The organism is Nocardia sp. CA-128927 (assembly GCF_050955855.1).
GTDB lineage: Bacteria > Actinomycetota > Actinomycetes > Mycobacteriales > Mycobacteriaceae > Nocardia.
In genome coordinates, this window is the sequence record NZ_CP192087.1 from 1698839 (window position 1) to 1716791 (window position 17953).

The 17953-nt window shown below is 66.6% G+C and carries 23 protein-coding genes; 12 read left to right on the forward strand and 11 right to left on the reverse strand.

The window, feature by feature from the left end; genetic code table 11:
• Positions 1–1014 carry an SDR family NAD(P)-dependent oxidoreductase gene (locus ACQPW1_RS07970; protein WP_433662079.1) on the reverse strand — a complete coding sequence of 338 codons (1014 nt, stop codon included), beginning with the start codon at positions 1012–1014 and terminating at the stop codon, positions 1–3.
• A gap of 118 nt (positions 1015–1132) precedes the next feature.
• On the opposite strand from ACQPW1_RS07970, the gene ACQPW1_RS07975 reads away from it, so the two are divergent.
• From ACQPW1_RS07975 to ACQPW1_RS07985, 3 genes are read left to right on the forward strand one after another with little or no spacing between them, the layout of a single operon-like run.
• Positions 1133–2326, forward strand: coding sequence for a sensor histidine kinase (locus tag ACQPW1_RS07975; protein ID WP_433665182.1), 1194 nt, complete (start codon positions 1133–1135; stop codon positions 2324–2326).
• Positions 2323–2967 (forward strand): response regulator, encoded by a 645-nt coding sequence (locus ACQPW1_RS07980; RefSeq protein ID WP_433662080.1) that lies wholly within the window; start codon positions 2323–2325, stop codon positions 2965–2967. The genes ACQPW1_RS07975 and ACQPW1_RS07980 overlap by 4 nt, the downstream gene beginning before the upstream one ends.
• Before the next feature lie 32 nt (positions 2968–2999).
• Entirely contained in the window at positions 3000–3884 is an 885-nt protein-coding gene (locus tag ACQPW1_RS07985; RefSeq protein ID WP_433662081.1) for an aminoglycoside phosphotransferase family protein, read from the forward strand.
• A 9-nt stretch (positions 3885–3893) separates the two neighbouring features.
• Here the strand turns inward: ACQPW1_RS07985 and ACQPW1_RS07990 are convergent, their stop codons facing one another.
• Positions 3894–4448, reverse strand: coding sequence for a TetR/AcrR family transcriptional regulator (locus ACQPW1_RS07990; RefSeq protein ID WP_433662082.1), 555 nt, complete (start codon positions 4446–4448; stop codon positions 3894–3896).
• A 229-nt stretch (positions 4449–4677) separates the two neighbouring features.
• On the opposite strand from ACQPW1_RS07990, the gene ACQPW1_RS07995 reads away from it, so the two are divergent.
• Positions 4678–5895 carry a cytochrome P450 gene (locus ACQPW1_RS07995; protein ID WP_433662083.1) on the forward strand — a complete coding sequence of 406 codons (1218 nt, stop codon included), beginning with the start codon at positions 4678–4680 and terminating at the stop codon, positions 5893–5895.
• Between the two features lie 92 nt (positions 5896–5987).
• On the opposite strand, the gene ACQPW1_RS08000 is transcribed toward ACQPW1_RS07995, so the two are convergent.
• Both ACQPW1_RS08000 and ACQPW1_RS08005 read right to left on the reverse strand, forming a co-directional pair.
• The gene (locus tag ACQPW1_RS08000; RefSeq protein ID WP_433662084.1) at positions 5988–6368 is read right to left on the reverse strand and encodes a DUF5313 family protein; all 381 of its coding nucleotides are present in this window, start codon (positions 6366–6368) and stop codon (positions 5988–5990) included.
• A gap of 32 nt (positions 6369–6400) precedes the next feature.
• On the reverse strand, positions 6401–6841 hold the full coding sequence (locus tag ACQPW1_RS08005; RefSeq protein WP_433662085.1) for a MarR family winged helix-turn-helix transcriptional regulator: 441 nt from the start codon (positions 6839–6841) through the stop codon (positions 6401–6403).
• 120 nt (positions 6842–6961) lie between these two features.
• Here ACQPW1_RS08005 and ACQPW1_RS08010 point away from each other — a divergent pair, with 120 nt between their 5' ends.
• Positions 6962–7957, forward strand: a complete 996-nt coding sequence (locus ACQPW1_RS08010; RefSeq protein WP_433662086.1) for a DUF418 domain-containing protein — start codon at positions 6962–6964, stop codon at positions 7955–7957.
• A 26-nt stretch (positions 7958–7983) separates the two neighbouring features.
• On the opposite strand, the gene ACQPW1_RS08015 is transcribed toward ACQPW1_RS08010, so the two are convergent.
• Positions 7984–8301 (reverse strand): hypothetical protein, encoded by a 318-nt coding sequence (locus ACQPW1_RS08015; protein WP_433662087.1) that lies wholly within the window; start codon positions 8299–8301, stop codon positions 7984–7986.
• Positions 8301–8537, reverse strand: coding sequence for a hypothetical protein (locus ACQPW1_RS08020; protein ID WP_433662088.1), 237 nt, complete (start codon positions 8535–8537; stop codon positions 8301–8303). Before ACQPW1_RS08020 ends, ACQPW1_RS08015 begins: the two co-directional genes overlap by 1 nt.
• A 249-nt stretch (positions 8538–8786) precedes the next feature.
• Between ACQPW1_RS08020 and ACQPW1_RS08025 the strand changes: the two genes are divergently transcribed.
• Complete coding sequence (locus ACQPW1_RS08025) at positions 8787–10358, forward strand: Na+/H+ antiporter (protein ID WP_433662089.1); 1572 nt, start codon at positions 8787–8789, stop codon at positions 10356–10358.
• A 38-nt stretch (positions 10359–10396) separates the two neighbouring features.
• On the opposite strand, the gene ACQPW1_RS08030 is transcribed toward ACQPW1_RS08025, so the two are convergent.
• Complete coding sequence (locus tag ACQPW1_RS08030; RefSeq protein WP_433662090.1) at positions 10397–10591, reverse strand: heavy-metal-associated domain-containing protein; 195 nt, start codon at positions 10589–10591, stop codon at positions 10397–10399.
• A 127-nt stretch (positions 10592–10718) separates the two neighbouring features.
• Here ACQPW1_RS08030 and ACQPW1_RS08035 point away from each other — a divergent pair, with 127 nt between their 5' ends.
• Genes ACQPW1_RS08035 through ACQPW1_RS08045 form a run of 3 tightly spaced genes read left to right on the forward strand, consistent with a single transcriptional unit; the run spans position 10719 to position 11537 of the window.
• Complete coding sequence (locus ACQPW1_RS08035) at positions 10719–11171, forward strand: hypothetical protein (protein WP_433662091.1); 453 nt, start codon at positions 10719–10721, stop codon at positions 11169–11171.
• Between the two features lie 24 nt (positions 11172–11195).
• On the forward strand, positions 11196–11351 hold the full coding sequence (locus tag ACQPW1_RS08040; protein ID WP_396997687.1) for a hypothetical protein: 156 nt from the start codon (positions 11196–11198) through the stop codon (positions 11349–11351).
• Positions 11352–11360: 9 nt separating this feature from the next.
• Positions 11361–11537 (forward strand): CsbD family protein, encoded by a 177-nt coding sequence (locus ACQPW1_RS08045; RefSeq protein WP_433662092.1) that lies wholly within the window; start codon positions 11361–11363, stop codon positions 11535–11537.
• Positions 11538–11644: 107 nt separating this feature from the next.
• Here the strand turns inward: ACQPW1_RS08045 and ACQPW1_RS08050 are convergent, their stop codons facing one another.
• A complete protein-coding gene (locus ACQPW1_RS08050; protein ID WP_433662093.1) occupies positions 11645–12247 on the reverse strand; it encodes a TetR/AcrR family transcriptional regulator in 603 nt (200 codons plus the stop codon).
• 109 nt (positions 12248–12356) lie between these two features.
• On the opposite strand from ACQPW1_RS08050, the gene ACQPW1_RS08055 reads away from it, so the two are divergent.
• The gene (locus ACQPW1_RS08055; protein WP_433662094.1) at positions 12357–13568 is read left to right on the forward strand and encodes an alpha/beta hydrolase family protein; all 1212 of its coding nucleotides are present in this window, start codon (positions 12357–12359) and stop codon (positions 13566–13568) included.
• Positions 13569–13618: 50 nt separating this feature from the next.
• On the opposite strand, the gene ACQPW1_RS08060 is transcribed toward ACQPW1_RS08055, so the two are convergent.
• Positions 13619–14350: a VIT1/CCC1 transporter family protein gene (locus tag ACQPW1_RS08060; protein ID WP_433662095.1), complete on the reverse strand. Its 732-nt coding sequence runs from the start codon at positions 14348–14350 to the stop codon at positions 13619–13621.
• A 45-nt stretch (positions 14351–14395) separates the two neighbouring features.
• Positions 14396–14941, reverse strand: a complete 546-nt coding sequence (locus tag ACQPW1_RS08065; RefSeq protein WP_433662096.1) for a YdcF family protein — start codon at positions 14939–14941, stop codon at positions 14396–14398.
• Positions 14942–15229: 288 nt separating this feature from the next.
• Here ACQPW1_RS08065 and ACQPW1_RS08070 point away from each other — a divergent pair, with 288 nt between their 5' ends.
• Both ACQPW1_RS08070 and ACQPW1_RS08075 read left to right on the forward strand, forming a co-directional pair.
• On the forward strand, positions 15230–15694 hold the full coding sequence (locus ACQPW1_RS08070) for a MarR family winged helix-turn-helix transcriptional regulator (RefSeq protein WP_433662097.1): 465 nt from the start codon (positions 15230–15232) through the stop codon (positions 15692–15694).
• Positions 15695–15698: 4 nt separating this feature from the next.
• Entirely contained in the window at positions 15699–16688 is a 990-nt protein-coding gene (locus tag ACQPW1_RS08075; RefSeq protein WP_433662098.1) for a zinc-binding alcohol dehydrogenase family protein, read from the forward strand.
• Here the strand turns inward: ACQPW1_RS08075 and ACQPW1_RS08080 are convergent.
• Complete coding sequence (locus ACQPW1_RS08080; RefSeq protein WP_433662099.1) at positions 16640–17902, reverse strand: FAD-dependent oxidoreductase; 1263 nt, start codon at positions 17900–17902, stop codon at positions 16640–16642. The two genes, ACQPW1_RS08075 and ACQPW1_RS08080, sit on opposite strands and share 49 nt — an antisense overlap.
• Between the last annotated feature and the right edge of the window lie 51 nt (positions 17903–17953).

Here is a 17953-nt window from a genome sequence, read left to right on the forward strand (position 1 = left end):
TCATGCGTGCGCGGTCTTTCCGCCATCGATGACCAGTTGGGCGCCGGTGAGATATGGGTGTTCGGGGGAGGCGAGGGTGAGCGCGAAGGCGGCGATCTCCGCTGCCGTGGCCAGGCGGCCGAGCCCCGGAACGTTGCTGCCAGCCCACTGTTTCATCATCACCTGGTACACGTCATCGGGGATGTTCTCCATTCCGCCTGCCCGGCGCACCAACTCGGTGTCGGTGGTGCCGGGGATGAGCGCGTTGACCCGGATGCCGTTGGCCGCGTAGTCGAGCGCCGCGGCCTGAACGAGGCCGACCAGGCCACGCTTGCTCGCGGTGTACGCGCCCTTACCCGCGTCCGTCGCGAGGGCGTTGCTCGACGAGGTGACCACGATGGTGCCGCCGCCGCGCCGAATCAGATGTGGCACTTCGTATTTGATTGCGAGGAAGGTGCCGCGCAGGTTGATGTTCAGCACCCGATCGAATTCCTCGGTGCTGTACTCGTGCAGCTTCTTCTGCACGGTGATACCGGCGTTGTTGAACGCGACATCCAGTCCGCCATAGGTTTTCACGGCCGAGTCGACGAAATTGCGGACATCGTCCTCGATCAGCACATCCGCGCGGATGTATGTCGCCTCACCGCCTGCGGCGCGGATCTCGCGTTCCACCGCACGACCGCGATCCTCGCGTCGCCCGCAGAACGCGACCCGTCCGCCTTCCGCGGCGAACAAACGTGCCGCGGCCGCGCCGATGCCCGAGGTGGCACCGGTGATCAGCACGGTCTTGCCCTCGAACCGCCGCAGCGCGGCCGGTGTGAACTTCGGTGGGTTCGAATTCGTCCCCAGCGCAACACCTCCGGCGAGACCGGCGGCCGCGCCGACCGCTAGACCGGATGCGGCGGCCATCGTGCCGAGTAGTCGCCTGCGGCTCGGTTGTGGTTTGTCCTTTGCTGTGCCGGGTTCGGCTGCCTCGGTCGAATTGCGGAGCTCGCCACCGTCGGACACTCGCGCCGAGTCGTCGTCGTTCGTCATGCCACAACCCTCGCGGCAGCCGAGATCCGACAACTCCGCCCGCGGGCCCGAATCTCGGCCGCTCGGAGGAGGGCGCTCCTCCGGAGGGAGGAGCCGGGCGCTCCTGGCGCACGGCATGATGGGGAACGTGGTGAGTTCGGCTGGGGTGACACGCGGGGTGGAATCGTGGCTCGACGTGCGCTTCTTGCCGGTGCGGTTGTTGGTGCTCGCGGTTGCGGCGGTGGGGTGCCTGCTGTTCCTCGCCGATTCGCCGAGCGTGCTCGACTGGACGATCGGGCTGCTCGCGGTGCTGGTGACCGCGGGCGGGGTGCGCTGGCCGTTCCTCACGTCATTGCTGGTGAGCGGCCTGCTGCTGCTCGGCTTCGAGATCGGCGACACCGGCCCGGTGGTGGCCAAGGTCGCCGCCGCGATCGCGTTGGTCGAACTGTCGACCCGGCGGTCCGGCTGGCAGCCGTGGCTGGCCGCCTGCGCATTGGCCGGTGCCTATCTCTTGCATCCCAGCGGTGACCTCGCCGCGAACGGTTATCGAGCGGTGGTCATGGCGGGTGCGCCGGTGCTGATCGGCATGCTGCTGCGCACGGCGCGCGAGGGTGCCGACCACGCGCGGCGCGAGGCGCACGAGATCGCCCAGCGTCGCGACGCCGAGGTGGCCGCCGCCCGGGCCCTCGAACGCACGGCTATCGCACGGGAATTGCACGACCTGGTCGCGCACCACGTGTCCTCCACGGTGCTGCGCGTCGGCGTCGCCCGGCATGCCATGCCCGACGCGCCACCCGGGGCACTCGAAGTTCTCGACGACATCCACGCCAGTGGCAAGGAAACCCTCGCCGACCTGCGCAGGCTGGTCGCCATCCTGCGGGATCCGGCGATGACCGGTGACTCCTTCATCGCCCCCGCCGACCTGCCCGCCGCACTCGCCGCCGTGGTGGATCGCGCACGGCAGTTGGGGATCACGGTGGATGCCGAGGTGACCGAGGACGTCATCGATGTCGATGCGGTACTTGCCCTTACGCTGCTGCGACTCACCCAGGAGGGAGTCTCGAACATCGCGAAGCACGCCGGGTCGGGTACGGCCGCGCAGTTGACCATTGCCATGCAAGACGGCGATGTCCGATTCACGTTGCGCGACAAAGGATCTTCGCCGAAGCCTCGCAACGGCGCTGCGGCGAATCGTTCCGGCGGACACGGGCTCGGCTTGATCGGACTGCACGAACGCGTCGAACTGCTCGGCGGCGAATTCACCGCCGCTCGCGTCGGCACGGAATGGCAACTCGCAGCGCGTCTTCCGCTCGGCAGGCCGGTGGCGTCATGACGATCCGCGTCCTCATCGTCGACGATCAGCACCTGGTTCGCGCGGGCCTGCGCATGCTCTGTCAGACCGACGACGACCTGGAAGTGGTGGGGGAGGCCGCCACCGGCACCGACGCCGTCCGGCTCGCCGAGCAACTGAGCCCGGACGTCATCCTGATGGATCTGCGCATGCCCGGCATGGACGGAATCCGCGCTACCGCAGCGATTCTCGCGGTCCGACCAGCCACCCGCGTGCTCGCGCTCACCACCTTCGACGACGACGATCACCTCTACCCGGCGCTCGCCGCAGGGGCCTGCGGCTTCCTCGTCAAGGATGCCTCGCCCACCGACCTGCTCCAGGGTATCCATCGTGCCGCCGCAGGCGATCATCCGTTCTCACCCGATGTGCTGCGCCGCGTGGTCGACTCCGCACTGGCGGGACGTACCGCTCCGTCCGCGACCGAGTACGTCCCGCCCCAGGGCCTGACAACCCGCGAAGCCGAGGTGCTCGCCCTCGTCGCCGAGGGCCTCGCCAACGCCGACATCGCCACCCGCCTGCACCTCGGCATCACCACCGTCAAAACCCACATCACCAACCTGATGGCCAAAACCGGCACCACCAACCGCGTCCAACTCGCGGTCCTCGGCGTCCGCGAGCGCTGAAATTGGCTGGACAGGGCTGAGAGGCTCGATAGGTGAGTATTGTTCCCGAGTCTTTCGCCGAGCGTCTTGCCAGGAACGAGGGGGAGACGGCGCGGGCATGGCTCGCCACGCTGCCCGCGCTTGCCGAGGAGTACATACGACGCTGGCAACTGCGCGTCGACGGTCCCGTGATGCACGGCTGCGCCGGGTTGGTGCTGCCCGCCACCAGGGCAGACGGCACCTCGGTCGTGCTGAAACTGAGCATCGTGACGCCGGAGACCCGCGACGAACCGCTCGTCCTCGCTACGTGGAACGGCGCGGGCGCCGTGCGACTGCTCGACAGCGACGCTGAGCATGGCGTGCTGCTGCTCGAGCGCCTCGATTCGACGCGATCCTTGCTGACCGAGCCGATCGACGACGCCGTGCGGATCGCCACCGGCCTGCTGCGCCGCCTCGCGATTCCGGCACCGCCCGGCCTCGGCCGCGACCTGCGAGACGAAGCCGAGCGACATGCGGCCGAACTGCCCGCAGACTGGCAGCGCCTCGGTGCACCGTTCCCGCGCAAACTGCTGGACGCGGCCGTCGATGCGTGTAACCAATTGGGCCCCAACGCAGCCCGGCTTCTGGTGAACGAGGACCTGCACTACGAGAACGTGCTGGCCGGGACGCGCGAGCCCTGGCTGGTGATCGATCCCAAACCCCTCGTCGGCGACCCCGAATTCACCACCCTGTCGCTGATCTGGAACCGTCGATCGGAGTCGTCGCTGGACGAACGCTTCGCTGCGATCGTCGACGGCGCGAGCCTCGACGCCGATCGAGCCAGAGCATGGACACTCGTTCGCGCAGTGCGGAATTGGCTCGACTTCCTGGCCACCGACGACCTCGATGACGACGGCTACTTCGCGGTGCAGGGTATCGCGCCGTGGGCGATGCGCTGAGTGTGCTTGCTATGCGGCGAAATTGGGCACGACGAACCGTTCGACCAGCGCACGCTCCGTGGCGGGATCGGGTGCGGGCCAAAACAACAGTGACAGCACCACCCGGACGATCCACTGGCCTGCGGCGGGGTCGTCGCTGGCGATTCCGGTGAGTGCGCGGGCGGCGTCGGCGAGGCGGGGGTTGCCTGCGAGGAACGCGTCGATCTCCTGCGGTGTGCTCGCGTTCAGGAACGCGACGGCTACCGGATCGGCGCGGACGGCCGACAATGCCGCGAGGATCGCCTGCGCCACCCGCTCGGGACCGCTGAGCGGCGCGACCGAGCGCTGAATGAGCTGGGCGATCCGGGCGGTTGCCGCGGCCAGCACCGCCTCACGCAGGGCGGATTTGCCGCCGACGTATCGGTAGACGGTCGCCCGTGAGCATCCCGCCTGTGCGGCGACGTGGTCGATGTTCAGTCCGTTCATGCCGTTGCGGTCGATCAGGTCGGCGGCGGCCGCGTGAATGCGCTCGATGGCGAGCGCATGTCGGTCGCCGCCAGCCAGCCAATCCGGTTGTCCGGGCATCGGGAACCTCGATTCGGCCGAGATACGGTCAAACGATTTTGTCTCATAGTGAGATGGATTCGATCAGTTTGCCACATCGATCCGCAGGTCCCTCCGGTTTGCGAGACGGCGGCCTACAACAGCGATGACCAGCCGATTCTCACTTTCCCGAAACTGTTGACTAGGGCTGTGGAGGTGCCGAAATCTGTTGTAGAGAAACAGCTATCGGCTCCACGGAAAGGCTGCGGCGATGACCAATGCGCTGGACGCGATCGACCTGTTCGAGCCGGGCCTGCTCGACGACCCGTACCCGTTCTATGCACGGCTGCGCGCGGACTCACCGGTGCATCGCGTGGCGGGCACCGATTTCTTCCTGGTGAGCCGGTGGGACCTCGTGGTCGAGGCGACCAACCGGGTGACGGACTTCTCCTCGAACCTGACCGGTGCGCTGGTCCGTCAGCCGGATGGCTCGTCGGCGGTGTTCGGCTTGGATGATCGGGGTGAGGCCGTGCATGTCCTCGCCACCGGTGACGACCCCGAGCACCTGCGGCATCGGAAGATGGTGCTGCCAGCGTTGGTCGCGAAACGTATTCGGGCGCTGGAGCCGATGATCGCCGCGACCGTAGAGCAGTTGTGGGAGAAGGGGTTCGACGGAGAACGAATCGAGTGGATGTCGGCGATGGGGGATCGCCTGCCGATGACCATGGTCGCCGGTCTGATCGGTCTGCCGGACAGTGACGTTGCGCGGCTGATGAATTGGGGATACACCAGCACCGAACTGCTCGCCGGGATGGTCACGACCGAACGTCTCGGCGCGGTCGTCACGGCCTCGGTCGAGTTGGCAGGCTACCTGTACGAGAAGTTCGCCATAGCCTGCCGCGAGCCAGGAGACGACCTACTCGGTGACCTTGCCCGTGCCTGCGCCGCAGGTGATCTCGGCCGGGAGGTCGCCGTTGTGATGCTGGTCCAATTGGTCGGCGCGGGTGGTGAGTCCACGGCAGGTTTGATCGGCAATGCCGCCCGGCTCCTCGCTATGGATCAGGCCATGCAGCGCCGCGTTCGTGCCAATCCGGATCTGCTCGAACCCTTTCTCGAAGAGGCACTTCGGCTGGAATCGCCCTTCCGCGCCCACCACCGCCACGTGGTCAGCGATACCGAGTTGGGCGGCGTAGAGCTGCCTGCGGGCAGTCACCTGCTCTTGCTGTGGGGTGCCGCGAATCGTGATCCGGCGGTCTTCGACGATCCGGATGAGATCCGGTTGGATCGCCTCGTCCCGCGCGGGCATCTGGCCTTCGGCAAGGGCCTTCACTTCTGCGTCGGCACCGCACTGGCACGGTTGGAAGCCCGCATTGCCATCGCCGCACTACTCGAACACACCGACACGTTCCGCATGGTTCCCGGTGCAGCACAATGGGTCCCGAGCATCTTCGTCCGCCGTCACCAGCACCTCGCTTTAACCACCGGCTGAACCGCCCCGCGCACGAATCATCCACGCGCGCACTGAATTGCTGGCAATTTCACGCGCAGCAGCACAACTCATGCGCGGCGAGCGAAGAGCGGTCAGTGTGGGTGCTGGGCGGCGTACCTCGCGCGCTCCAGTGCGCGGCGGCGCGTGCGTTCCGGACTTTCCAAGTCGGCGGGGAGTCCGTGTTTGGCCAACCTATGCGCGCGGTTCATCGGCATGAAGGCCGCCGTGTAGAACAGCGCGAGGAGCACGGCGAGCAGCACCATCGAACCGCGTAACCACAGCTCGCCGGGGAAGAGCAGGAACACGACGAACAGGGGAGTGAACGGGATCATGCCGCGCACGATGTGGCGGGTGGTCGCGTGTTTTCCGGCGAGGTCGTTACGCACCCAGTCGGTCATCGAATCGGGCAGGCGGCGGCCGAAGGCGTAGCCGATCCACTGGATCGGGTTGGGCCGCCGCGATTTTCGGGTCATGCGCAAACTCCTAACGGGTGTTGCGGATAGGGCTAGACCGACAGAGATCGGCGCGCCGCCTCGTTGACGCGAGTGAGCACCTCGCGGAGTTCCTCGAGGTCGGCGAGGGTGACGCCGAGCCGCTCGACCACCGCGGGCGGGATCTTCTCGGCCTGCTTGCGCATCGCGACACCGGCCTGCGTCAGGTTCACCACCAGGTTCCGCTCGTCCCGGCTGTCGCGTTCGCGCGTGATCAGCCCGGCGCTCTCCAACCGCTTCAGCAGCGGCGACAGCGTCGGCGAGTCCAGCTGGATCGCCTCGGCGATCGCCTTCACCGACATCGGCGCCTCGCCCCACAGCGCGAGCATCACCAGATACTGCGGGTGGGTGAGCCCGAGCGGTTCCAGCAGCGGCCGATAGACGCCGAGCACCGCGCGATTGGCCACCGCCAATGCGAAGCACACCTGCCGGTCGAGCTGCAGCGGATCGTCCATCTGTCCTCCTGTAGAACTGTCATCAATGTTAACGCACAAACAGTTAACGCATGAAGTGTATGCGCGACATCACGTCGGAGAAGCGTGGCTCCGGCCCGGATGATCATTAGTTTGAGACGCATGCAGAACGAGGCAGGCCGCATCCACGAGCTCGACGCCGTGCGCGGATTCGCCCTCTGCGGAATCCTGGTCGTCAACATCTGGCAGCTCACCGACATGGCCGCGGTCCGCGCACCCGGCGAGATGGTCCCGCTGCGCCACCTGCTCTCGGTGCTGTTCGAAGGCCGCTTCTTCCCGATCTTCTCGTTCCTGTTCGGCCTGAGCTTCGCGCTGTTCCTGGACAGTGCGGCCCAGCGCACCGACCGCCCCCGGCTGGTCCTGATCCGCCGCCTCGTCGCACTAGGCGTCCTCGGTTTCATCCACCACCAATTCCAACCCGGCGAAGCCCTACTGCCCTACGCCCTGGTCGGTTTGGTGATCCTGCTACCCGCCACCGCCCTGCCGCGCTTGGCGATCCTGGTCTCCGGACTCGCGGCAACAATCGGCGTCGCGGTAACCCTCGGCGGCGGCTTCGGCCTGGTGCCGGGCCTATTCCTGCTCGGCCTGGCCACCGCCCGCTACGGCATCGCCGACACCCTCGACGAACGCACCTGGCAAATCACCGCCCTCTTCGCCCTGGCCCTCCCCGCCGCCGTACTAACAGCAATGTGGGAGTACCGCACCCCCTACCTGGATCTCTTGGCCAGCAGTGCCCCACCGATCGCCGGCCTGCTCGGCGCCCTCACCTACCTCACCGGCTTACTACTGATCCTCCGCACCGAAACCGGCGCAGTCCTCTCAGAAGTCCTGGAACCAATGGGCCGAATGGCCTTGACCAACTACGTCTCCGCCACCGCCCTGATCCTCCTAGCCGAACCCCGACTCGCCCTATCCGGCTCCGCCAAGTACAGCGTCCTCCTCGCCGTAGCCGCCGCCATCATCGCCATCCAGGCAATCGCCAGCTGGGCCTGGCTGAAGCTCTTCTACTACGGCCCCCTCGAATGGATCTGGCGCTGCATCACCTGGTGGGACCTGGTCCCGGCCCGCCGTACCCCAGAACCCATTCGGTATTCATGAGGTAAGCGGCACATCAGCCGGTTTGGTCATGGCCCGAGAATCGCTCGGATCTGGTCGGCGGCACGGCGGGCGACGGCCTCGTCGACGATGGCGATCGGTTCGTCGGTACCGGCGAACCACCCCGGCCCGACGGTGAACGGAGCGCCGGTAAGGGCGACGCCGACCGGTCCGAGGGAGCAGATGATCGCGTCGCCCGACAGCGGATCGGTGACGACTTCGACAATGATGTATTGGCGCCGAATGCGGTGGTAGTCATCGGAACTCACGATGAGGCAGAGCATGCCGCCGGGCAGCACGGAACCAGACGGGGCGTGCCAGACCTCGCCGAATCGAGGCAGTGACATCAGTCGGCGGACCGCCGCTGGGCGATGAGGGCAGCGGTGACCGCGGTGGCTCGGTCGGGGGTATGGCCCGCGGCGTTGAGCGTGGCGCTGTCCGCGGCGATCCGCTGCCGAAGGTCGTCGCGATGGATCAGCCGAGCGAGGTATGCGGAGCGATCGAGCTGCTCGGCGTCGGCGCGGCGCTTGAGGATCTCGAGAGTTTCCTCATCGAGCGAGATCGACGTCTTCCGTCCAGCCATACCGTCAACTATACCGCCGCTGGCGGTACGCAGACCAGATGAGACAGGACCGTAGGTTCCTGGCAGGAGCAATCGCATCGCTGAACCCCCTTTTCACAGCCGCACGGTTGATCACTCTCCACGTATTCGATCCCGTCGGGAGCCTGGATTGGGCTGGATTCGGCGCGCCTATACGTCCGGCAGCGCGAGTTGCCTCGGTACGGCGCGGCGGGTGGGTAACTTTGGCGGGGCATCGCAGACTGGACGGTCATGGACCAGTTGGTGCTGATGTTTGTGATCTTGTTTGCCGCGATCTTCGCGGAGCCGCTGGGGAAGCGGTTGGGGGTTGCTTCGGCGGTGTTGATGACGGTGTTCGGGTGTGTGGTGGCGCTGGTTCCGTTTGCGCCGCGGATCAATGTTCTGCCGGATTTGATCCTGCCGTTGGTGTTGCCGCCGCTGTTGTATGCGGCGTCGCGGCGGACTTCGTGGCGGCAGTTCGCGGAGAACTGGGGGCTGATCGCGCTGCGGGCGTTCGGGCTTGTGGTTGCGACGGCGGCTGGGGTGGCGGCGGTGTTCCATGCCTGGTATCCGGGGCTGCCGATCGCTGCGGCTGTTGCGTTGGGGGCGTTGGTGGCTCCGCCGGACCCGGTGGCGGCGACCGCCTTGGCGGGGAGTCTGGGGTTGCCGCGTCGTTTGGTGGTGGTGCTGGGTGGGGAGGGGCTGTTCAACGACGTTACGGCGATCGTCATCTATGGCGTCGCGGTCCAGGCTGTGGTGACCGGCAAGTTCTCCGCGCCGCGTGCCGCTGCGGAATTCGTGATCTCGGCGGTGGTCGCGATCGCCGTCGGGTTGGTGCTCGGGTGGGCGGGGAGTCGGCTGACGAACTATCTCGCGGAGGCGACGTGGCAGGTGTCGTTGAGTCTGCTGTTGCCGTTCGCCGCATACGGACTGGCCGAGGCGTGGCACGGATCCGGCGTGCTCGCCGTGCTGGTGTGTGCGTTGTATCTGACCGACGCCGTCACCGAATTCGCCGACTCGGACTACCGACTGGTCGGTGCGTCGTTCTGGGACATCATCGAAATGCTGTTGAGCGGCTTCGCCTTCGGCCTCATCGGCTTGGAGCTCGGCGCGGTACTCGATGCGACAGGCCATGATTGGCCGAGGCTGCTCGGCGGCGCGGGTGTGGTGGTCGCCGTGGTGGTCGGTCTGCGCCTGGTCTGGCTCCTGACCACCTGGGCGATCGGGCGAGCCTGGTGGCCCAACGCCGACGAGCCGTACACCTGGCGGGAGACGGTCGTCACCTGGTGGGCCGGTATGCGCGGCGTGGCGACTGTCGCACTGGCACTGGCCATTCCGCTCGTGACCGACGACGGCAAGGACTTCCCCGGTCGCACCGAAATCCTGTTCACGGCCTTCGTCGTCGTCCTGTTCACACTGCTGCTACAAGGACCGACGCTGCCGTTCGTCGTCCGGCTCACCGGTGTGCACGCGGACACCCAGAAGGAACGCGAACTCGAACGCCAGCTGTGGGAGCGCGTGATCAAGGCGGAGATGGTCCGGCTGAAAGAGATTGCCGCCGAACAAGACCTACCCGATGACGTCTACGAACGACTCCGCGACGGCTTCCGTCAACGCATGGCGCGAGCCGACCCGCAGGCCGCCGACGCGGATGCCAAGTCGGAGGCCGTGCGAAACGCGAAGCTGGTCAGGAAGTTCCGCGACATCCGCGAGGACGTCGTCGAAGCGGGCCGCCGCGAAGCCCTCAACGCCCGCCGCGAACCCGGCATGCCGCCGGACCTCGTCGACCGGGTAACCAGACGACTCGATCTCGGCAGGCGATAGACCGGGTAGCGGCCGAGTTGACCAGGCGGACAACAAGATCAGCTGGCCGACACCCCGGTGTTCCGGATGGCCTCGAGCACCTCGTTGTAGGTGAGGTCGGAGTTCACGGTGGCGGACTCGGACGGCACGTCGATGTCGACGTAATCGACGCCGTTGACGCTGCGCAGCGAGGATTCGATGGCGGAGGCGGACTCGTGGGTGACGTTGTGCAAGGTGATGGTGTACGAACTCATGACCATCGAATAGACCGAATCGACGGGCGTAAACGCCGACGAACAGTCGAGTTCGATTACCTACGTTTGGTTGTCGAGTCCCCGGGAATAGCCGGGATGTCATACAACTCGACACAACAGGATTGTCATGATCATCATCATCGGGCTCGTCGTCTTGATCGCAGCAGTGATCGTCGGGGTCGCCGGCGTGGTGGCGAACAACGGCGAAGCCAACTTCCTACCAAGTGATTTCGCCGTCTTCGACTACCACTTCCACGGCTCCAGCGGTTTGCTGTTCGGCTACGGCATCGTCCTCGGCGCCATCGGCACGGTGGGCTTGGCCCTCCTGCTGACCGGTGTCTGGCGTGTCTCGCGCCGCAACATGGTGGCACGTCGTGAGCTCAGGCAATCCCGCCGCGAAATGGCGGCGGTTCGGCGCGATCTAGCGGACGGCACACCGCCGGTCCGCAAGGAGCCCGTACCGCAGCCGCACCGCGAGCCAGTCTGGAGTCGATTCGTGCGCCGTCCGGCCACGGCTCCCGGCGGTGACACACCGCGCGCCGAAAGCACGTCTCGCGTGCAGGCGCCGGCGTCGAAATAATCATCGAGAAAAGGAAATACGACCATGATTATTCTCGGACTTGTCCTCCTCATCGCGGGGTGGCTGCTCGGAATCGGATTGCTCACCACCGCAGGCATCATCATCCTCGTCATCGGCCTCGTGCTCATGGTCGCCGGATCGGTCGGCCGCCCGGTCGGTGGTCGGCGCTGGTATTACTAGGTGCCGATCATGACTAAGTTCGAAGACCGGATCGCGCACCAGGTGCAAGCCGCCAGGGGCAATGCGAAGAAATACCTCGGCCGGGCCGTGGGAAACCGCCGCCTGGAATCCGAGGGACGTCGAGAACAGGTCGGCGGCAACGTGAAACGCGCCGCGGGCAAACTACGGGCCGCGTTCAAACGCTGACCTGATGGCCGGTGTCAGCCGAGGGGTATCCAAGCCCCTCGGCTGACACCGGCCATGACGCGTTCAACGCGTCCTGCCCGACCGGATCACTGATCTGCGCGGCCGCCTCAGCCGCGGAACGCCGCGATCAGCGTGTTCGTCAGGGTGTCCAGGTAATCGGGCCTGTTCGGCTCGCCGCCCATCAGCTGCCGCCAGAACAGCGGGGCGATGCAGAGGTCGAGGGCGAGCTCGAGATCGAGGTCCGCCGGAAGTTCGCCCCGATCGATCCCGCGGTGCAGCATCTGCTCGACCTTCGCGCGGCGGCTGTGCCCGACGGTTTGTAGCGCGTCGGCAACGGCGCGTGTGCGGATGCCTTCGGCAAGGAGGTCGGGGATGATCCGCGCGGCCAGCGGATGACTGAAACCACCGGCGGTTACTTGGAGAAACGCCCGCAGATCACCGTGTAGCGACCCGGTGTCGGGCACCTCGGCCGCGGCCACCGCGACCTGCTCGACGAGCGCGAGGACCATCTGCTCCTTGGTCGGCCACCGCCGATACAGCGTCGGCTTGCTGACGCCCGCGCGCCGCGCGATCCCCTCCATCGTCAGCTTGCCGTAGCCGACCTCGGCCAGCTCGGTGAAGGCCGCGTCGGTGATCGCGCTGGTGACCTGCGGCTGCATCACCGCGGCCCCGGCGGGAACGCGCTTGCGGTCGGGGACTGCCTCTGTCATGCATGCATCCTAACAACGACGACACGGTTGCGTTTCGTCGTCAGTCGTCGTACCGTTCTTGTTGCACGACGAAACGCAACCGTATCGACGTAAAGATCGAGGTAGTGCCATGAAATTCGTGTTCGACGACGAGTCCTTCAACTTCGAGGCGCTCCGCACGGCGGGCTTCGCCGGCTACCGCGGCGCGGAGTTGGGCGAGGTGCTGGTGACCGCGAGCCGGATCGCGGACGGCGACGAGGCGGCGTGGCTACGTGAGTGGCGGGCTACCGCCGAGCGGGTGCACGCGATCGGCGCCGACAGCTTGGCGAAGGGGCGCACGGTCAGCGCCCGCGACGCACTACTGCGCGCCTCGAACTACTACCGCACCGCCGAGTTCTACCGCCGGGACAACCCGACCGAGGACCCCGAGGCCCGCGAGCTGTCCCGCCACTCGCGCGAAACCTTCGCGCAGGCAGCCGAATTGCTCGACACCCCGGTGCGCTCGGTGTCGATCCCCTTCCAGGACACCACCCTTCCCGGTTACCTCTATCTCGTCGACGATTCCGGCGAGCCGCGGCCGACGGTGATCTACAACAGCGGCTTCGACTCCACCCTGGAAGAGGCCTGGTTCGTCCTGGCCGCCGCCGCGGTCGAGCGCGGCTATCAGGTGCTCGCCTTCGACGGACCCGGCCAGGGTGCCGCGATCCGGGAGCAGGGCTTGACGTTCCGGCCCGACTGGGAGGCTGTCATAACCCCGGTGGTCGACTACGCGATCAGCCTGCCGGAGGTGGACCCGGCGCGAATCGCGTTGTACGGCTACAGCCTCGGCGGCTACCTGGTCGCCCGCGCCGCCGCTTTCGAGCACCGGCTCGCCGCGCTGGTGCTCAATGGTGGTCTCTTCGGCTACCACTCCTCCAACATGAACACGCTGCCCGAATTCCTCGCCGAGTGGGTCGAATCCGGACGCGATGCCGAAGCTCTCCCGGTCATCGAACTACTCATGGCGTACAACACAACGGCTCGGTGGGCGATGCGCAACGGCACCTGGACCTTCGGCGCCGCCTCGCCGGCCGACTACATCCGCAAGACCAAGCCGTACACATTGGACGGCATCGCACACCAGATCGACTGCGCCACACTGGTTCTCGACGCCGAGAACGACATGTTCTTCCGTGGCCAGCCGCAGCGCGTCTACGACGCGCTCACCTGCCCGAAGGAACTCATCGTCGGTACCAACGACGAAGGGGCGGGCGAACACTGCCACATGGGCGCGATGCTGCTGACCAACCAGCGCGTATTCGATTGGCTCGACGCCACTTTCGAAGCACGGCCGGTCAAGTGATGGTGGTCGCCTGCTGGGCCGTCGGAACCAGGAATCGCCGCGTCCCGGGATCAGATCCCGGCGACGTCGGCGAGTTGCCCGATGCCGTAGGTGACCGCCATGGCCAGCGCCCCGCCGATCACGACGCGCAGCACCGCTCGTCCGCGCTCACTGCCGCCGAGCCGGGCACTCACCGAACCGGTGACGGCCAACGCGACCAGCACGGCGGCGAAGGTGATCGGGATCCGAACCGAAACCGGGGGCAGCAGGATCGCCAGCAACGGCAGTAGCGCGCCGAGGGTGAACGACACCGCCGAGGAGAACGCCGCCTGCCACGGATTCGTCAGTTCGTTGGGGTTGAGCCCCAGCTCGGCCTCGGCGTGCGCGGTGAACGCGTCGTGCGCGGTGAGCTCCTCGGCGACCTTGCGTGCGGTCGCCGGGGACAGGCCCTTGCCCTCGTAGATGCCCGCCAACTCGGCCAGCTCGAAGTCCGGCTCGTCGCGCAGCTCCCGCTGTTCCTTCGCGAGCAGGGCCCGCTCGGAGTCGCGCTGGGTGCTCACCGACACGTACTCGCCGACCGCCATCGAGATCGCGCCCGCAGACAGCCCCGCGATGCCCGCGGTGAAGATGGTGCTGGTATCGGTCGTGGCCGCCGCTACGCCGACGACCAGGCCTGCCGTGGACACTATGCCGTCGTTCGCGCCGAGCACCCCGGCGCGCAACCAGTTCAGTTTGGACGCCAGCCCCTCGCCGTGCGGCTCGTGCGGGTGCGCGCCTGCGGGTTCGCTGGTCGTTTCGTCCATGAGGCGAAAGACTAAGCGAAGTTCGGTCGACTGACTGTTAGCCGCTCAACATCCCGGTGACAGAAATGCCCGCAGGTATCCCGCCGACTGCCTGATGTACATCCAGCTCCAGAAGCGCAGGCCCGACGCGCTCGGACTCGCCACCATGGTCAACTCCCCGTCGAAGCATTTCGACACGATGTAGCGGGCCCGTGACACATGCGGGGTGTAGGTCACCACGATGATGTGGTGCCAGCCGTATTGCTTTGCCCGCCGCCGGATTTCGTGCGCCTCGCCCTCGGTGGTCCACGGATCGGGGACGAAACAGCTGACGGTGAAGGCGAATTTGCCCGCGCAGTACTTGTCCATCTCGTGGTCGTCGAGGCCGGTGGAACGCGAAATCAGCAGCGTCGGAGCGTATCCCTGCTCGGCGAGGTCGAGCCCGACGTCGAAGCGCTCGTAGGCGGTGCCGCCGAGCACCACGATGGCGTCGGCCTTGCGCAGCGGATCGGTTTGCGGATAGACGTACACCGGCAGACCCGCGAGCCCGATCAGCAGGACCAGGGCGAGCAGGGCTCCGAAGAAGATTCCAGCTCGTCGCAGGCCGGTCACCAGGTCGACGATACCGAAATCGCGGAACCGGCCGGTGTCACGCAGGCTTTGGTCACCGCGCGTTGCCCGAGTTCGGTCGGCAGTAACCCGATGGGCAGGATCTGCGCGTGCCTGAGCGCGGGACGGTCTGTCGCTAGTCGCTCAACCGACAGCGGGAATACTGGACGTCTTCGGGTACGTTCCATTCCATGGAATGGACTTTCTCAGGACAGGCAAGCGGTATGCCGGGAAGTGCACGTTAATCATGCCTTCGCTGGTCTTGAAGCATGACGTGGAATGGAGTATCTCGTGGCGGAAGCGCGCCTGGTCGAGCTGTTCGACCAGCTGGTGCGGGTGGAGATCCTGCTGTGGAACGCCGTCGAGCGGCGGCTCCGCGACGACCACGCGATGCCGCTGCCCTGGTTCGAGATGATGCGCGTCGCCGATCGGCGCGGCGGGGCACGGGTGCGGGATATCGCCGAGGCCATGACCATCACCGAGGGCGGGGCCAGCAAGGTCGTCGACCGGGTGCAGGCCGCGGGCTACGCGGAACGGCGGCGCGACCCCGCCGACGGTCGCTCGTCCCGAATCACCTTGACGCCCAGCGGCGAACGCCTGTTGCGGGCCGCGACGGCGACCGTCGAGGCCGAACTCGCCGAGCGGATCGGCGCGGTGCTCGGCACCGATTCCGTGGATCGGCTCGACGCCAGCCTGCGGCTGCTGCGCACCGCCAACCTGTCCGCCGCACCGACGGCGGAGCTCGAGAAGGAGTAATCGAATGTCCGCGATTCCCGCCACTATGCGGGCCGTCGTGCTGGACGGTCCAGGTCCGTTGGAGGCCTTGCAGATACGGGAGCTTCCGGTCCCGACACCGCGGCCGGGGGAGGTGCTCATCCAGGTAAAGGCGTTCGGCCTCAACAGGTCCGAGCTACACACCCGACTCGGGCTTGCGGAAGGAGTCACCTTCCCCCGGGTGCCCGGCATCGAAGCGACCGGCATCGTCGCGGCCTGTCCCACCGGCGAATTCGAGGTCGACCAGCAGGTCGTTGCGATGATGGGCGGCATGGGCCGCACCTTCGACGGCGGATACGCCGAATACACGTGTGTCCCTGCGGCTCAGGTGATTCCGTTCACCAGCGCGCTGGATTGGCCCACCCTCGGTGCCGTTCCGGAGATGCTGCAAACCGCCTACGGCTCGCTGACCATCGGGCTCGATGTTCAACCGGGCCAGTCGATCCTGATCCGCGGCGGCACCTCCTCGGTCGGCGCGGCCACCGCGATCCTCGCCAAGCAGCGCGACATGATCGTCTTCGCGACCACTCGGAATCCGGCGAAGACCGATGCGCTGAAGCAACTCGGTGTCGACCACGTACTGATCGACAGCGGTGAGGTCGCCGACCAGGTCCGTCGCATCAGTCCCGGTGGCGTCGACAACGCCCTCGAACTCGTCGGAACACCGACATTGCCGGATACCCTGCGCGCCACGAAGATCCACGGCGTCGTCTGCTTCACCGGCATGCTGTCCAACGAGTGGATCGTCGAGAACTTCTATCCCCTCGGCTACCTCCCGCAGGGCGTCCGTCTCACCGCCTACGGCGGCGACGCGAGCGATCTGCCCGCCGACGTCCTGCAGGACTTCCTCGACGCGGCCGCCGCCGAGCGGATCACCATCCCCATCGACCGCGTCTTCACCCTCGACCAGATCCAGGAAGCCCACGGCTACATGGAATCCGGCGGCGCCACCGGCAAACTCGTCGTCGCGCTCTGAGCACGGTCGTCCCAGCTGATTCGGTAGTCGTACATCCAACTCAACGGGGCAACACCGGTTTTGGCGGCCTTCTTCAGGAAATAGGGCGTGAGCAGCCGGACCAGCAACCTGCCGAACCCGTTGGATGCCTTGTCGCCGCTGGTCTCCGCACCGTGCCGCACGACACGTTCGACACGGTCGCGGCGGCGAGCCTCGTATTCCGCCAACGCGGCAGCGGTGTCAGGGGCATCGCGTAGGCAGATCGCCAGTGTCACGGCGTCTTCCACCGCGATGGACACACCCTGACCCGACGAGGAAGCCACGGCGTGCGCGGCATCGCCGACGATGACCATGTTGTCGTTGTGCCACGTCCGCACCGTGGGCATGTCGTATTGGTTGAAGCCGGGGACGAAGGTGTGGTCCGGTGTTGCGCCGACAATGCGGGCGGCCGGAGTGTGATCCACCAACAGCAGATCGACGAGCTGGTCACGCCACTGCGCCGGAGTAGTGGAGGCGAGCTCCTCGCGTGAAAGTTCGTTCGCCCGTGGCACATTGGCAAACCACCAGATCTCGCCGTCCGGCGCGACCAGGTAGCCGAAGAACGCCTTCTTGCCGAAGATCATGCTGTAGACGCCGGGCCGGAGGCCGAGTTCGGCGTACAGGGCCCGGTTCGTGACGAATCCGCCGAGCCCGTAGATGCCGAGGTAGTGCGCATCCGGTGCGGTCGGATCGATGATTTCCCTTGTTCGGGAACGGATTCCGTCGGCGCCGATGAGCACGTCGGCGTCGATCGTGCTGCCGTCGGCAAACCGCGCGCTGACCCCGCCGTCGGGTGTCGGCGTCGCGTCGACCAGCCGCTTGCCGTACTCGTAGCGCACGCCGCGTTGCGCGGCTTCGGCATTGAACGCGCGGTACAGGTTGCGCCGCTTGATGCTGTGCGTGGTGGTGCCGTCGGGGAGGGTGCCGCCGATCGGCATGTCCACGATGTGTTTGCCCGCGCTGGTCGAGAACGACAGTGTGCCGGTCGGATGACCCGTGTCCGTCACGACGTGCTCGGCATCCAGCAACGTGAGTGCGGACAGTCCGTTCACCGCGACCGTCAGGTACGCGCCGATCTGCTCGGCCGCCGCTTCTTGGTAGGCCTCACAGACGATCGGCTCCAGGCCTGCCTGCTGCAATGCCATCGCCGTGACCGGCCCGGCGATCCCGCCGCCGATGATCAACGCCCTCTTCATGGTGTGCCTCCGAAACTTCGCTACTGCCTGATGTATCTTGATTATCAAGAC

Bases quoted from the DNA above. Each gene is read 5' to 3' on its own strand.
- ACQPW1_RS07970 (WP_433662079.1), bottom strand. From the start codon at position 1,014: ATGACGAACGACGACGACTCGGCGCGAGTGTCCGACGGTGGCGAGCTC.
- ACQPW1_RS07975 (WP_433665182.1), top strand. From the start codon at position 1,133: ATGGGGAACGTGGTGAGTTCGGCTGGGGTGACACGCGGGGTGGAATCG.
- ACQPW1_RS07980 (WP_433662080.1), top strand. From the start codon at position 2,323: ATGACGATCCGCGTCCTCATCGTCGACGATCAGCACCTGGTTCGCGCG.
- ACQPW1_RS07990 (WP_433662082.1), bottom strand. From the start codon at position 4,448: ATGCCCGGACAACCGGATTGGCTGGCTGGCGGCGACCGACATGCGCTC.
- ACQPW1_RS07995 (WP_433662083.1), top strand. From the start codon at position 4,678: ATGACCAATGCGCTGGACGCGATCGACCTGTTCGAGCCGGGCCTGCTC.
- ACQPW1_RS08000 (WP_433662084.1), bottom strand. From the start codon at position 6,368: ATGACCCGAAAATCGCGGCGGCCCAACCCGATCCAGTGGATCGGCTAC.
- ACQPW1_RS08005 (WP_433662085.1), bottom strand. From the start codon at position 6,841: ATGGACGATCCGCTGCAGCTCGACCGGCAGGTGTGCTTCGCATTGGCG.
- ACQPW1_RS08010 (WP_433662086.1), top strand. From the start codon at position 6,962: ATGCAGAACGAGGCAGGCCGCATCCACGAGCTCGACGCCGTGCGCGGA.
- ACQPW1_RS08015 (WP_433662087.1), bottom strand. From the start codon at position 8,301: ATGTCACTGCCTCGATTCGGCGAGGTCTGGCACGCCCCGTCTGGTTCC.
- ACQPW1_RS08020 (WP_433662088.1), bottom strand. From the start codon at position 8,537: ATGGCTGGACGGAAGACGTCGATCTCGCTCGATGAGGAAACTCTCGAG.
- ACQPW1_RS08025 (WP_433662089.1), top strand. From the start codon at position 8,787: ATGGACCAGTTGGTGCTGATGTTTGTGATCTTGTTTGCCGCGATCTTC.
- ACQPW1_RS08030 (WP_433662090.1), bottom strand. From the start codon at position 10,591: ATGAGTTCGTACACCATCACCTTGCACAACGTCACCCACGAGTCCGCC.
- ACQPW1_RS08035 (WP_433662091.1), top strand. From the start codon at position 10,719: ATGATCATCATCATCGGGCTCGTCGTCTTGATCGCAGCAGTGATCGTC.
- ACQPW1_RS08040 (WP_396997687.1), top strand. From the start codon at position 11,196: ATGATTATTCTCGGACTTGTCCTCCTCATCGCGGGGTGGCTGCTCGGA.
- ACQPW1_RS08045 (WP_433662092.1), top strand. From the start codon at position 11,361: ATGACTAAGTTCGAAGACCGGATCGCGCACCAGGTGCAAGCCGCCAGG.
- ACQPW1_RS08050 (WP_433662093.1), bottom strand. From the start codon at position 12,247: ATGACAGAGGCAGTCCCCGACCGCAAGCGCGTTCCCGCCGGGGCCGCG.
- ACQPW1_RS08055 (WP_433662094.1), top strand. From the start codon at position 12,357: ATGAAATTCGTGTTCGACGACGAGTCCTTCAACTTCGAGGCGCTCCGC.
- ACQPW1_RS08060 (WP_433662095.1), bottom strand. From the start codon at position 14,350: ATGGACGAAACGACCAGCGAACCCGCAGGCGCGCACCCGCACGAGCCG.
- ACQPW1_RS08075 (WP_433662098.1), top strand. From the start codon at position 15,699: ATGTCCGCGATTCCCGCCACTATGCGGGCCGTCGTGCTGGACGGTCCA.
- ACQPW1_RS08080 (WP_433662099.1), bottom strand. From the start codon at position 17,902: ATGAAGAGGGCGTTGATCATCGGCGGCGGGATCGCCGGGCCGGTCACG.